The 13,738-nt window shown below is 58.6% G+C and carries 10 protein-coding genes and 1 pseudogene; 4 read left to right on the forward strand and 7 right to left on the reverse strand.

Annotated elements, in window-relative coordinates; all coding sequences use genetic code 11:
- Positions 1-2: 2 nt before the first annotated feature.
- Both nirB and WH277_RS04200 read left to right on the forward strand, forming a co-directional pair.
- Positions 3-4,079, forward strand: coding sequence for a nitrite reductase large subunit NirB (gene nirB / locus WH277_RS04195; protein WP_339504518.1), 4,077 nt, complete (start codon positions 3-5; stop codon positions 4,077-4,079).
- The gene (locus WH277_RS04200; protein ID WP_339504520.1) at positions 4,076-6,703 is read left to right on the forward strand and encodes a nitrate reductase; all 2,628 of its coding nucleotides are present in this window, start codon (positions 4,076-4,078) and stop codon (positions 6,701-6,703) included. The genes nirB and WH277_RS04200 overlap by 4 nt, the downstream gene beginning before the upstream one ends.
- Here WH277_RS04200 and WH277_RS04205 read toward each other — a convergent pair.
- From WH277_RS04205 to WH277_RS04225, 5 genes are all read right to left on the reverse strand, one after another.
- Positions 6,700-7,341 (reverse strand): DUF1109 domain-containing protein, encoded by a 642-nt coding sequence (locus WH277_RS04205; RefSeq protein ID WP_133846805.1) that lies wholly within the window; start codon positions 7,339-7,341, stop codon positions 6,700-6,702. The two genes, WH277_RS04200 and WH277_RS04205, sit on opposite strands and share 4 nt — an antisense overlap.
- The gene (locus tag WH277_RS04210; protein ID WP_133846758.1) at positions 7,328-7,894 is read right to left on the reverse strand and encodes a sigma-70 family RNA polymerase sigma factor; all 567 of its coding nucleotides are present in this window, start codon (positions 7,892-7,894) and stop codon (positions 7,328-7,330) included. Before WH277_RS04210 ends, WH277_RS04205 begins: the two co-directional genes overlap by 14 nt.
- Before the next feature lie 64 nt (positions 7,895-7,958).
- On the reverse strand, positions 7,959-9,197 hold the full coding sequence (locus WH277_RS04215; RefSeq protein WP_171149755.1) for a protein-disulfide reductase DsbD family protein: 1,239 nt from the start codon (positions 9,195-9,197) through the stop codon (positions 7,959-7,961).
- A 25-nt stretch (positions 9,198-9,222) separates the two neighbouring features.
- Complete coding sequence (locus tag WH277_RS04220) at positions 9,223-9,786, reverse strand: peroxiredoxin (RefSeq protein WP_133846804.1); 564 nt, start codon at positions 9,784-9,786, stop codon at positions 9,223-9,225.
- A 123-nt stretch (positions 9,787-9,909) separates the two neighbouring features.
- Positions 9,910-11,121 (reverse strand): MFS transporter, encoded by a 1,212-nt coding sequence (locus tag WH277_RS04225; protein WP_339504524.1) that lies wholly within the window; start codon positions 11,119-11,121, stop codon positions 9,910-9,912.
- A 217-nt stretch (positions 11,122-11,338) separates the two neighbouring features.
- Here WH277_RS04225 and WH277_RS28645 point away from each other — a divergent pair.
- A pseudogene (locus tag WH277_RS28645) lies at positions 11,339-11,458 on the forward strand (TetR/AcrR family transcriptional regulator); the annotation flags it as partial.
- A gap of 150 nt (positions 11,459-11,608) precedes the next feature.
- Positions 11,609-11,905, forward strand: a complete 297-nt coding sequence (locus WH277_RS28650; protein ID WP_445235311.1) for a hypothetical protein — start codon at positions 11,609-11,611, stop codon at positions 11,903-11,905.
- Positions 11,906-11,948: 43 nt separating this feature from the next.
- On the opposite strand, the gene WH277_RS04235 is transcribed toward WH277_RS28650, so the two are convergent.
- Both WH277_RS04235 and WH277_RS04240 read right to left on the reverse strand, forming a co-directional pair.
- Positions 11,949-13,214 (reverse strand): type II toxin-antitoxin system HipA family toxin, encoded by a 1,266-nt coding sequence (locus WH277_RS04235; protein WP_133846756.1) that lies wholly within the window; start codon positions 13,212-13,214, stop codon positions 11,949-11,951.
- Positions 13,204-13,521, reverse strand: coding sequence for a helix-turn-helix domain-containing protein (locus WH277_RS04240; RefSeq protein WP_133846801.1), 318 nt, complete (start codon positions 13,519-13,521; stop codon positions 13,204-13,206). Before WH277_RS04240 ends, WH277_RS04235 begins: the two co-directional genes overlap by 11 nt.
- Between the last annotated feature and the right edge of the window lie 217 nt (positions 13,522-13,738).

Here is a 13,738-nt window from a genome sequence, read left to right on the forward strand (position 1 = left end):
TCATGGCGGAACATCTGGTGGTGATCGGCAATGGGATGGCAGGCATGCGTATGGTGGAAACCCTGTGCCAACTGGTGCCTGGCCGTTACCGCATCACAGTGATTGGCCGTGAACCGCTGGGCAACTACAACCGCATCATGCTTTCTCCGGTACTGGGCGGTGAAAAAGCCTTCGAGGAGACACTGCTGCATACGCCCGACTGGTACCACCAGCACGGCATCACGCTGTACAGCGGAGAAACCGTGACATCACTGGACTCGCACCGACAAACGCTGACCACCGGACAGCGGACCCTGAAGTGGGATCAGCTGGTGCTGGCCACCGGCTCACTGCCGGGTTTTCCTGAGATCCCCGGTATCCGGCTGCCGCATGTTCAGGGATTTCGCACCCTGGCAGATGTCGAACAGATGCTCAACAGCACGGGCCCTGTGGTCGTACTGGGCGGCGGACTGCTGGGTATCGAAGCTGCCGCGGCCCTGCGCCTGCGCGGACGCGCGGTCACGCTGATCCATCGAAACAGCTGGCTGATGGATCGGCAGCTTGATCCAGAAACCGGTGGTCTGCTGGCCGCCACACTGGCGCAGCGGGGTATCGACTGCCGCCTCGACACCGCGCTGAGCCGTGTCGATCCGACCAGGGTAACGCTGCGTGACGGCACCCGGCTTCCCGCCACCTGCGTGCTTATCGCTATCGGCGTGATACCCGACACCGCGCTGGCACGTGAAGCCGGGATCCCCTGCCAGCGCGGCGTGGTGGTAGATCGCCAGTGTCGTACCGCCCTGGCAGGTATCAGCGCGCTCGGTGAGTGCTGTGAAATCGAGGGTGAAACCTTTGGTCTGGTCGCCCCCTGTTTCGCCCAGGCAAAGGTGCTGGCACAGCGGCTGGCGGGCATGCCCGTTGCGGACTATGTCAGTGAAGACAATGGCACTCGCCTGAAAGTCAGCGGCATTGAGATGTTCAGCGCCGGGGATATCTCCTCACGACAAAACCGGCACAGCGCCAGCGCCTTTGATCCCATTGCGGGTCACTACCGGCGCCTGTTTTTTCGACAGCAACAGCTTGTGGGGATCCTGCTTTACGGGGATACCGGCGACAGCGCCACCCTGCTTGCCCACCTGCAGAACGCGACCCCACAGAGTCCGCACCTGCTGCTTAACCCGGAACACACAACGCAGCCACAGGCTGCAGGACATCATCAGATGAGCAAACCGACCCTTGTTGTTATTGGCCACGGCATGGTAGGCCACCATTTCCTTGAGCAGCTGGTTAACCGACAGCTGCATCAGCAGTTCCATATTGTGGTGTACGGTGAAGAGCGCCATATGGCCTACGACCGGGTACATCTTTCGGAATATTTTGCCGGTAAGGGTCACGCCGAGCTGTCGATGGTGAGTGACCATTTTTTTGACGACTATGGCATCGAACTACGCACCCACTGTGCGGTAACGGAAATTGACCGCCAGCGCCGCTGTGTTCGTGATACCCGCGGTCACGAGATGGCATGGGACAAACTGGTACTGGCCACCGGATCCTGGCCTTTTGTGCCGCCCATCCCCGGAGGGGACAGCGACAGCTGCTTTGTCTATCGCACGCTGGATGACCTTGATGGCATCGCCGCTAAAGCACAGAGCGCGCGGCACGGCGTGGTGATTGGTGGTGGCCTGCTAGGCCTGGAAGCGGCCAATGCGTTGAAGCAGCTCGGTCTGGAAACGGCAGTGGTGGAGTTTGCCCCGCGCCTGATGGCCGTACAACTGGATGAGGGCGGGGCGGCCATGCTGCGGCACAAAATCGATGCGCTGGGGGTACAGGTGCTCACCGGTAAATCCACCCAGGAGATCGTCCGTCAGCAGGATGGCCGCTTACAGCTCCGCTTCGCGGATGGCAGCCAGATCGACACGGACCTGGTGCTGTTCTCAGCGGGTATACGCCCGCGTGACCAGCTGGCTGCCGCTGCCGGGCTGACCCTCGGACCCCGTGGCGGTATCGATATCAATAGCAGCTGTATCACTTCCGATGACGATATTCTGGCCATTGGCGAATGTGCACTGTGGAACGGGCAGATTTTTGGGCTGGTGGCACCAGGCTATCAGATGGCACGCGTGGCTGCGGCGGTACTGGCCGGGGAAGAAGCCGCATTTACCGGTGCCGATATGAGCACAAAGCTGAAACTGCTGGGCGTGGAGGTAGCATCGTTTGGCGATGCCCACGGCCGCACGCCTGGCAGCAAGAGCTACTACTGGAACAATGAACCGCAGGAAATCTTTAAAAAAATTGTCGTCTCTGCCGATGGCAAACAGCTGCTGGGTGGGATCCTGGTGGGCGACAGCAGCGAGTACAGCACGCTGCTGCAAATGATGCTGAACGGTATGCCGCTGCCTGCCGCTCCCGAACATCTGATCCTGCCGCAGCGGGAAGGCGGGGCGGTAAAAGCGCTTGGCGTGGCAGCGCTGCCGGACAGTGCCCAGGTCTGCTCCTGTCATAACGTCAGCAAAGGCGATATCTGTGCAGCGGTATCCGGCGGCTGTGGCGATATGGCTTCGTTAAAAAGCTGTACCAAAGCCGCTACCGGCTGCGGCGGTTGCACAGCGCTGGTAAAACAGGTGATGGAGTATCAGCTGGCCAGTCAGGGCGTGGAGGTGAAAAAGGATATCTGCGAACACTTTGCCCACTCACGCCAGGAGTTGCATCACCTGATACGCGTCGGAGAGATCAAGAGTTTCGATGCGTTGCTGGCGAAGCATGGCCGCGGGCTGGGCTGTGAGATCTGCAAACCTCTGGTGGGATCACTGCTGGCATCGGTATGGAATGAGTACCTGCTTAAACCCCAGCATCTGCCGTTACAGGACACTAACGATCGCTACTTTGCCAATATTCAGAAGGATGGCACCTACTCAGTGGTACCACGGGTCCCGGCGGGTGAAATCACCGCACGTGGCCTGATTGCCATTGGCGAGGTCGCAGAGCGCTATAATCTCTACAGCAAAATTACCGGCGGGCAGCGCATCGACCTGTTCGGTGCCCGCCTCGAACAACTGCCGGATATCTGGGAGACGCTGCTGGCCGCAGGATTTGAGACCGGGCACGCCTACGGAAAATCACTGCGCACGGTGAAATCCTGTGTGGGCTCCACCTGGTGCCGCTACGGTGTTCAGGACTCCACGGGTTTCGCGATTGCGCTGGAAAATCGCTATAAGGGGCTGCGCGCGCCGCACAAAATCAAAATGGCGGTCTCTGGCTGTACCCGTGAGTGTGCGGAGGCACAGAGCAAAGATATCGGCGTGATCGCCACCGAGAAGGGCTGGAATCTTTACGTCTGCGGTAACGGCGGTATGAAACCCCGCCACGCTGACCTGTTTGCCAGCGATCTTGATGACGCCACGCTAATCCGCTACGTCGACCGCCTGCTGATGTTTTACATCCGCACCGGTGACCGGCTACAGAGAACCAGCGTCTGGATGGACAATCTGGAAGGAGGGCTGGATTACCTGCGCCAGGTCGTCATTGACGACTCGCTCGGCATTGCTCATGAGCTGGAACAGGAGATGGCCCGGGTGGTAGACAGCTACCAGTGTGAATGGCGTACCACGCTGGAAAGCCCGGACCGTCTGGCTCTGTTCCGTTCAACACTCAACAGCAGCCTGCCTGATGAAACCGTGCAGTGGCAGCAGGAACGCGGGCAGATACGTCCGTCCGATGCGCCTCTGGCGATTGTGCAGGATGCCACCCCTCTTCCCTGGACCGATATCTGCCGACTGGATGAAATTCCGGCGCAGGCCGGGATTGGCGCGCGCATCGGAACCCAGCGCATTGCACTGTTCCGCCTGAACGATCGGGTTTTCGTGCTGGATGATAACGAACCTGGCACGCGGGCCAGCGTCTTGTCACGCGGCATACTGGGCGATGCAGGCGGCGAACCGATGGTCATTTCACCGCTGTATAAGCAGCGTTTCCGCCTGAGTGATGGTCAGGCGCTTGACGGTAGCGGGCTCGCCGTACGTTGCTGGCCGGTGAAAATCGAACAGGACCGGGTCTGGGTAGCCAGTGAGGAGATGGCGCAGGTTCAGGTGGTAGCCTCATGAACACCACCTGTCCCTACTGTGGTGTCGGCTGCGGAGTGACCATCACCCGCGATGACAGTGACAGGGTGCAGGTCAGCGGTGATAAACAGCACCCGGCCAATCTGGGCCGCCTCTGCGTCAAAGGGGCGGCACTGGGCGAAACACTCGGCCATCAGGGCCGCCTGCTGCATCCGCAGGTCAACGGTGAGCGCGTAAGCTGGGAAAGCGCACTGGACACGGTGGCAGACCGCCTACAGACGGTGATCGGCGAATACGGCCCGCAAGCCGTGGCCTTTTACGCCTCAGGGCAGCTTCTGACCGAAGATTACTATGTGGCTAACAAGCTGATGAAAGGCTTTCTCGGCGTGGCCAATATTGATACTAATTCCCGGCTCTGCATGGCCTCGGCAGTGGTCGGCTACAAACGGGCACTGGGTGCAGATGCCGTCCCCTGTTGCTATGACGACCTGAACCATACCGATCTGGTGATCCTGGCGGGTTCCAATACCGCCTGGGCGCACCCGGTGGCGTTCCAACGCCTGGTTCAGGCCCGTAAAGAGAATCCCCGCCTGCGCGTAGTGGTGATTGACCCACGGCGTACCGCCACCTGCGATATTGCCGACCTGCATCTGGCGCTGAAGCCGGGCAGCGATGCCGCGTTGTTCACCGGTTTGCTGAACTGGCTGGCGCAGCATGGCGGTATCGATAACGAGATGCGTGCGGTCGTTAACGGGCTGGATGAGACGTCAGAATCCGCATCCGCATGGAGCAGCGAAGCGGTAGCGGACTTCTGCCAGTTGCCACAGGAGAAGGTGGAAACGTTCTTCCAGCTGTTCCTTCACGCCAGCAACGCACTGACGCTCTACTGTATGGGCATCAACCAGTCGAGCAGCGGCAGTGACAAATGTAACGCCATTATCAATGTCCACCTTGCCAGCGGAAAAATCGGCCGGGCAGGCAGCGGGCCATTTTCACTGACCGGGCAGCCCAATGCGATGGGGGGCCGCGAAGTGGGCGGTCTGGCCAACCAGCTGGCGGCGCATATGGGGTTCAGCGCGCAGGAGGTGGATCGGGTGGCACGATTCTGGCACAGCCCGGGGGTAGCCGATAAACCCGGTCTGATGGCCGTCGATCTGTTTCACGCTATCGGCTGCGGGAAAATCAAAGCCGTGTGGATTATGGGCACCAACCCGGCAGTATCACTGCCGGATGGTCTGACGGTGACGCAGGCGCTGAAGCGCTGTCCGCTGGTGATCGTATCGGACGTCTGTGCACAGACGGACACCACTGCACTGGCCGACATACTGTTACCCGCCCAGGGATGGGGGGAAAAGAACGGCACGGTGACCAACTCTGAACGCCGGATTTCACGTCAGCGTGGTTTTGTTGCACCGGCAGGCGACTCACGCCCGGACTGGTGGATCCTCGCCAGGGTCGCACAGCGTATGGGGTTTCCTGAAGCGTTTAACTGGCAGCATCCTGCAGACATTTTCCGGGAGCACGCGGCACTCTCGGGCTTTGAGAACCAGGGCACCCGGGCCTTTGATATCAGCGCACTGGCGGATATCACTAACGCGCAGTGGGATACGTTGAAACCGATACAGTGGCCGGTTAACGCAGCACATCCCGCAGGGTGTACACGCCTGTTCAGCGATCGCCGTTTCTTCCACCCTGATGGCAAAGCCCGCATGCTCCCGGTGGTGCCCACGTTGCCCGTCGCACAGCAAAATGAGCGCTGGCCGCTGCTGCTGAATACCGGCCGCATCCGCGACCAGTGGCACACCATGACACGCACCGGCAACGTGCCGCGGCTGATGCAGCACATCAGCGAACCCTTCTGTGAGCTGCATCCGCAGGATGCCGCCCGGTATCATCTGCGAGAAGGTGATCTGGTACGCGTTCAGTCAGAAAATGGCTGGATAGTGTGCCGTGCGTGCCTCAGCGAAAATCAGCAACCGGGTTCCCTCTTTGTACCGATGCACTGGAATCGGCAGTTCTCCAGCCACGGTAACGTGGATGCGCTTATCGCTGCCAACGTCTGTCCGCACTCCGGGCAGCCGGAGAGTAAGCAGACGGCAGTGCGCGTACGACGCTGGCAAAGTGACTGGCAGGCTGTACTCTGTCTGCCTGGTGACTGGCAGCCCGGCGCAGGGGTCTGGTGGTCACGCATTGCGGAAAACGGCGTTACACGCTGGCTGCTGGCCGGGCAGGGTGACGCGCAAAGCTGGCTGCATCAGCAGGGTTTATTACATGAGATGGCGCTGCAAACCGCTCAGGCTGAGGGCGAATACTTTCATCTGCTGGGCTGGCAACAAGGCAGGCTGGCACTGGCGTTCTGGAGTGCCGCAGAGAGGCCGGCGATCGACGCCCCCGCGGTGGTTGCCGCCTTCAGCGAGCCCTCCACTGATGCTGCCGGACGCTTTGCATTACTGGCAGGAAGGCAGCGGGGAGGTGAGGCACGTGGAAAAACGGTTTGCAGCTGTTTTGGCATCGGAGAAAATCAGATCCTGAACGCCATTGCCGGAGGATGCGGCACCCCAGCCGCACTGGGTACAGCGCTGAAATGCGGCACCAACTGTGGTTCATGCCTTCCTGAGCTGGCCCAGCTGATCGCGCTAACGGCTAACGATAAACGACATAGCTAGCGGCTCAGCTGTATCCAGCGCCGCCCGGTCAGCACTGTCAGCAACACAATGGTCGCACCTGCGGCCAGGTGCATCGTAAAATCAAGCCTGTGCAGGTGAACTTCGTGGCACAGCGACAGCAGCGTCGATGACATAAAAGCGATGCCCGACCCCGCCAGCGCCAGGCTTTGTCGTGGATAAAGAGAGCGGGTGCGGTTAAGGCAGACAATCGAAATCACCATCATCGGCAGGCTGGCCGAAAGCATAAACAGATAGCAGTGAATACCTTCGCCAAAACGCCCGGCGCCGGCAGTCGCGGCAGCAGAGGCCGTGTTCAGCAGGTTGATCGCCAGCCAGACCACGGCCAGCAATGCGGCCCACCTCAGCCTGAGCGGTTTTAGGCCGGCAATACTCAACGTAAACGCCCCGGCCATCGCACTGGCCCCTATGCCAAACGCCAGCACCAGGGTGAGCAGCGCCAGCCCCGCCCCCGGTTGGGACCAGTCGGTGAAACGGCTGTGCCATGCCCAACTGCTCAGCATGCCACAGGGCAGCACGGTGATAATCCAGGCCACCACACGCCAGCCGACGGGCCAGGTACGTTTTACGGGCCGGGCTGACTGGCTGAGTGTGTCGATCAGTTGGTCATGATTTTTCATCATTCCCCCGTCCATATTTACGCAGGTTGAGCATCGCGCGATGCAACAGTGATTTCACGGCAGACACTGACAGATGGCTGGCGGCAGCGGCCTGCGCCAGGCTCTGCTCGCGCAGATGCACACTCTCCACCATCTCGCGCTGACGTGCAGGCAGACTGCCAAGATATCCGGCTAATTCATCCTGAACGGCCCGTTCTCTGTTTTCAGCGCCGTCGCTTTCAGCAGCCTGGTTCAGTAAGGCATCATCATCCTGAACTTCCGGGCGACGTCCGCGCTGGCGTAACGCATCAATGGCCCGCGCCGACGTTATCGCAGCCACCCAGGGCAGGATCGGCCGCTGCGGATCGTAGGTCTGCCGCACACGATGGATCGCCAGCAGTGACTCCTGAACCACATCTTCCACCAGCGCTTCATCACGGATTTTTTGGCGTGCAAAGGCCCGGATGGCAGGCACCATCGCTTTCAGCAGTTGGTTATAGGCGTTCTGATCTCCCGCCTGCGCACTGGCCATCAGATGCGGCCACGTCTGCGCCCGGGTATCCGTTTCAGCCATTCACTGCCCTGATATTCAGCGCAGCGTCAGAAGACATTGCGCTGGCATTCACACACAGATCGCATTAGGTTTTTTTCCCGGTTTCGGTTGCATGGTCGAGCGCGTCGATCACGATACGCGGCGTCAGCACCTGCGGCAGCACCACAGGTTTGCCACCATCGGCGGGGTACACCACATAGAGCGGCAGACCACCGCGTCCAAAATCACTGAGCGCCTGTTCCACATCTGGATTGTATTTTGTCGAATCCGCGACCATATAAATCGTACTGGTACGCGCCATCGCGGCTTTGACCGCCTGTGTTGAGAGCGATGTCCGATCGTTCACCTGGCACGTGATGCACCATGAGGCAGTAAAGTTCACCAGAATCGGTTTACCCTGTCCTTTGATGGCATCAACGTTCTGCGGTGACCAGGCCACCGCAGCGGCGGCATCCGTACCCTCGTCCGCCTCCGTCTGTGAAGAAAGTGAGGTCAGACTGGCCAGCGGCGGCACCACCAGCAGCACAAACAGCGCTGTGGCAAGGTGTTGCGGCCAGTGGCGGCGTCCCATCATACGGCGTTTCTGCGCGATGCCATACAGCCAGGCGGCAAAACTCAGCACGAGGCAGCAGGCCAGAATCAGCGCCAGCGCCGCAGAGCCAGCCTGCCGCTCGAGGACCCAGATAAGCCAGGCGACGGCGCCCAACATTGGAAATGCCAGTGCATGTTTCAGCGTCACCATCCAGGCCCCCGGCGCAGGCAACACGCGTGCCAGCAACGGGAAGAAGGAGACCAGGGTAAACGGCGCGGCAAACCCGAGCGCCAGTGCGGTAAAGATAGCCAGACTGACCAGCGGCGGCTGCGTCAGCGCATAGCCAACGGCACTGGCCATAAACGGTGCACTGCAGGGCGTGGCAACGATAATCGCCAGTGCCCCGGTGAGCGCGGATCCCGTTAAACCGCCGCGCCCGCTGCCCACTTCCCCCACACGCTGTACCGAGAGCCCCACTTCAAACAGCCCAAACAGATTCAGCGCTGACGCCAGCATGACCAGAATCAGCAGGGCAATCACCAGCGGTGACTGGAGCTGAAAGCCCCAGCCAACGGCCGACCCACCCGCACGGGCCAGCAATAATGCGCCGGCCAGCAGCAGCATGGTGATCACCACCCCGCCGAGAAATGCCAGCCCTTCCGCACGGGCCTGAGCGGGTTGGTCGTGATGGCGGATCAGACTCAGTGCTTTCAGTGAAATCACCGGAAACACGCACGGCATCAGATTCAGGATCATGCCGCCCAGAAAGGCGGCTGCGATGGCAGTCAGCATACTTTACCTGCTTAAGTGAACAAGGTTATGCCGGGTTGGCCTGACGGTATTTTTTCACAGCATCCATCGCTTTCTGGATATGCGCATCCGGGTTCTTATCGGTATAACTCAGCAGGATTTTGCCGTCCGGCGCGATGACATAGGAGGTACGGTCAGACAACGTCTGCCCCTTCATCTGCATGGTGCTCTGATACTCGCCGGCAACTTTCGCGCCCGGATCGGCGGCAACGGTAAATTTGTCGCGGCACTCCAGCTGGGAAAATTTGGCAATCTGATCCACATTCCCTGCGGTCACACCAATCACCGTCGCACCCTGTTGGGTAAATTCGTCGGTGGCTTCAGCGAAGTCGTGGGCTTCCAGCGTACAGCCGGCGCTAAAGGCAGCGGGGAAGAAGTACAGCACGACCGGGCCTTTTTTCAATGCCTGCTGAAGTGAGAAGGTGGTCGGTTTTCCGGCCAGCGCCGCCTTAAGCTCAAAGTCAGGGGCTTTTTCACCGACCGCCAGAGCGGCAAAGGCGGACGTCACAGGCAATGCCAGGCCAAGAACGGCAGCAACAGCCAGGGTACTCAGGGTGTTTTTCATACGCATCATGATCTCTCCAGTGTGGGGACAGGCGACAGCGCCTGATGACCTTAACCAGAAGTTCGCCCGACCGCAGGCAAAGGTTGCGGTCGGATGAAAATATTGTTTAAGAGGCCATCACCTGAAAAACTATTGATGACTTACTGGCTCACGGGGTTGCCGGCTGGCGATCGGGAACCCCTGCTCTGAACGCACAACAACTATAACAGCAACCATTAACACCACGAGGAGAACCCAGGGAAAAGACCCGGTTCCATAATGTTCCAGCAGCAAACCGCCTGTCATGCCTCCCAACGCGATAGCGCTGTTCCACGTCACCACATTCATCGATAATGCCACATCGGCATGCTCACCCGCAGCATCCGCCAGCGCCGTCTGGAGCAGTGTTGCCGCGCCGCCAAACGTCAGCCCCCAAAGGGCTATGCCAGTGTAAATCACCGCCGGGTTGCTCGCATCCAGACCAAAAACGAGGGACACAGCCGCAAAAGCTGACAGTGACAGCAGCACCGCTTTACGTAAATGGGTATCAATAATTCTGCCTGTGATAAAGATCCCGCCCAGGGCAGCAATACCAAAGACCAGCAAGACCCGATCAATGCTTCCGGCCAGACCCGCAGGGGCAATAAACGGCGCGATGAAGGTATACAAAATATTATGTGCAAGCATCCATGCGAGGACAACCCCCAGAACGGAGCGCACGCCGGGAAGACCTAACACGGAACCCAGCTTGACGCCTTTGGTGCCTGGCTCACCCGGGTAATTGGGGACGGCCAGAAGTATCCAGCCAATGAGGATGACCGACAGTCCTGACATCACCGCAAACGTCAGGCGCCATCCCAGAAGTCCACCCATCCATGTGCCTGCCGGCACCCCGAGAGACAAGGCAATCGGCGTGCCGACCATCGCCAGTGCCAGCGCTCGCCCATGAAGCGAGGGAACGACCATTTTCCGCGCATACCCGGCGATCAGGCTCCATGCCAGGCCTGCTGACGCGCCAGCGAGAAAACGTGCGATTAAAATGACGGTGATATGAGATGACAGCGCCGTCAGCGTGTTGAAAATCAGAAATCCGCACACCGTGCTGAGAAGAACGGATCGGCGTGACCATGTTCGGGTCATCATCGTGAGGGGGATGGCGGCCAGTAGCGACCCCACTGCATATGCCGTCACCAGCTGCCCGGCCAGAGCCGGTGAAATATTGAGTCCGCGGCTCATTTCCGGCAGGAGTCCGGCGGGTATGGTCTCGGTCAGTATGCAGATAAAGCCTGCCATTGCCAGGGCAAGCAGGGCAAATACGGGCAGTTGCTGAGCTTCTCTGGTGCGTTGCTGTACGTTCATCATTCAACCTGTTCAGTCAATTCGGGGCTTGCCGTTATCGCTTCAGGCGACGATGGCGCTATCACGGGCATACAATATATACCGATCGATACATATGTTGCATTGCCGCTCTCAGCGTTGTCAATTAAATATGTATCGATTAGTATAAATCGCGGAGGAGGTGATAATGAAAACAGGCCGACCAAGACAGTTCGATCGGGATGACGCGGTGATAAAAGCCATGCACCTTTTTTGGGAACATGGTTACGATTCAACCTCACTCGCGATGCTGAAAGCATCAATAGGCAAAGGGATTACAGCCCCCAGTTTTTATGCCGCTTTTGGGTCAAAAGAGGCGCTTTTTAATGAGGCCGTGAACTGTTATCTGAACACGCATGCACAGGTGACAGAATCTTTGTGGGACAGTGGGTTGCCTGCCCGGCAGGCACTGGAGACAGCATTGATACATTCAGCCCGGATGCAGTACGGGGCTGAGCATCCCAGGGGATGTATGGTCACACTCAGTGCCATGTTTACCTGCACGGCAGAAAACAGACATATCCTCATGCCGCTGGAGGCGTCCCGCCGCCGTACCCGTGAAGGAATACTGCATTGCGTAAAAAGGGGCATCAGCAGCGGTGAGTTATCGGATAACGAGGACACACTGGCACTGGCCGTCAGCTTTGACAGTTTCCTGGTGGGAATATCGACACTTGCGCGGGATAATGTGCCACTGGCAGCCGTGGAACGGGCCATTATTCATATGATGGGATTATGGGATGCTGCCCGTGTGGTAGCAGAAGAATGATAACGTTTAACGAATGGCGGAACGGCCAGCCGGCGGACGAAAACTACTTCTGCATGCGTGCAATATTGTCATCGATACGCCCCTGAAGGGTGCGCAGTGTCTCAGCGGTGATGCGTCCGGGAAACAGCTCCTCCGCCTTGCTGGCAAAACCGGAGGCAATGGTACAATGCTTCTCCAGCATCGCCTCTATCTGCGACGCGGTCAGTTCCGTTTCCTGTTCACCCAGTGCGAGCAGATGTTCACGGCCAATATCCAGCGCTTCGCCCATCACGTCCATCTGATGATAGCCACCCGGGCCTTCGCAGTACGTCACATCATATGCCGGGGCCAGCGTCCACTCGCCACTGGCTGACATGCAGTACGCGACGTTCTTCGGATGATCGTCGCGATTGTTGAACACCACGTTGAACACTACCCGTTCAAATGCCAGCGCTTTCTGCCTGACATCATTAGTGCACAACTGGGTGGCACGCAGAAAATTGGTGTAGTCCAGCACGCCCGCCACCTGATAATTGGCCCCGGTGTAAGCCGCAAGACTCTGCATCGGTACACGCAGGCCGTTTTGCCGATCAAATCGCCGCGAAGCAAAAGCAGCCTGTCCGTTGGGAAGGGCAAAATACGCGGTGTCTGGCGTACTGATACGACATTCACGCAGACACTGGGCATAAACAGCTTCGATGGCACAGACTTCCGGATGCTCCTGCCGGGCAGGGAACTTGATGAGCCAGGCCTCAAGCCCGGGAGTGCTGGCGGTGCTGAAGTGACCGCTATCCGGATCGCGGTACAGCAACGCTTTCGGTCTTGCACCCTGTGGAGAACCGCCCATCTGCAACAGCCTTTGCAAAAATTCACCGCCTTCGCCCTCCAGCACGTCCTGCACTTCTGCTGAGAGCTGCGCAAGGGCAATCTCTTCAACCTGGCCTGCGGCATCAGCCTGCGACGGTTCAAATGACATCGCCCCCATCGCATTGTTGCCGATCCAGGTCAGTCTCTCTAACGGTCCAATCCGTGCCGCATTTAGCCCGCGCTGGCGAAACAGTCTGTCCATTAACAGCATGCCCCAGCCATCAGGGAGCGCGTCGTAAACAGGGCCGGGAAGGCCCATCTGGTGAACAGGGAAGTCTCTGCGTAAGCGTGGGCCTTTCAGCGGCAGGGTGAGGGAGGCCAACTCCAGTCCACGACGGATGGCCTCTTCACTGTACTCAAACAGGATCACCGGTCGCCCGGTGAGCGCCGTAGAGGATACCAGCGATCCCCAGAGCCAGCGGTCGCCCCATCCTTCGTACCAGACATCCACTTTATTCACCATGATGCGTACTCTTTTTGACCCGCTGACGGGTGGCGGTTTTCTCAAAGCGCAGCAAATCGTCCAGACTGTCGATCTGAGGGGCAAAGAGCGACTCCAGCTCTTTCCCACGGCCGAGTACCATCGCCACTCTCACCAGATTTTCAAACCCCACATTGCGCCCGGACTCCAGGTTGGACACGGTGTTCACACCGATCCCCGCCCTGGCAGCCACGTCGGCCTGGGTCATTTGTTGCAGGAGGCGCTCTTTGCGCAGCCGCTCGCAGAGCAACTTAACAATTTCATCAGGCTTACTGAGGGTTAAATCCATCATAATGGTTTTTATTGCCATTTACTAGTTATAATACCCAATATTATAGAGTTAAATAGCATGCGAGTGAAGGGATTAAGCAGGAATATTTTACATGCCTGTGATTTAGGCAAGTTAAAGAGCAAAGCATTTATTATCATAAAATCAATAACTTAACTTCGCATAACGTTAATTATGTTAAATTTGGCATCAGAGTATGGCGACTAGCCAATATTTT

Source organism: Erwinia sp. MYb416, assembly GCF_037479575.1.
Taxonomy (GTDB): Bacteria; Pseudomonadota; Gammaproteobacteria; order Enterobacterales; family Enterobacteriaceae; genus Erwinia; species Erwinia rhapontici.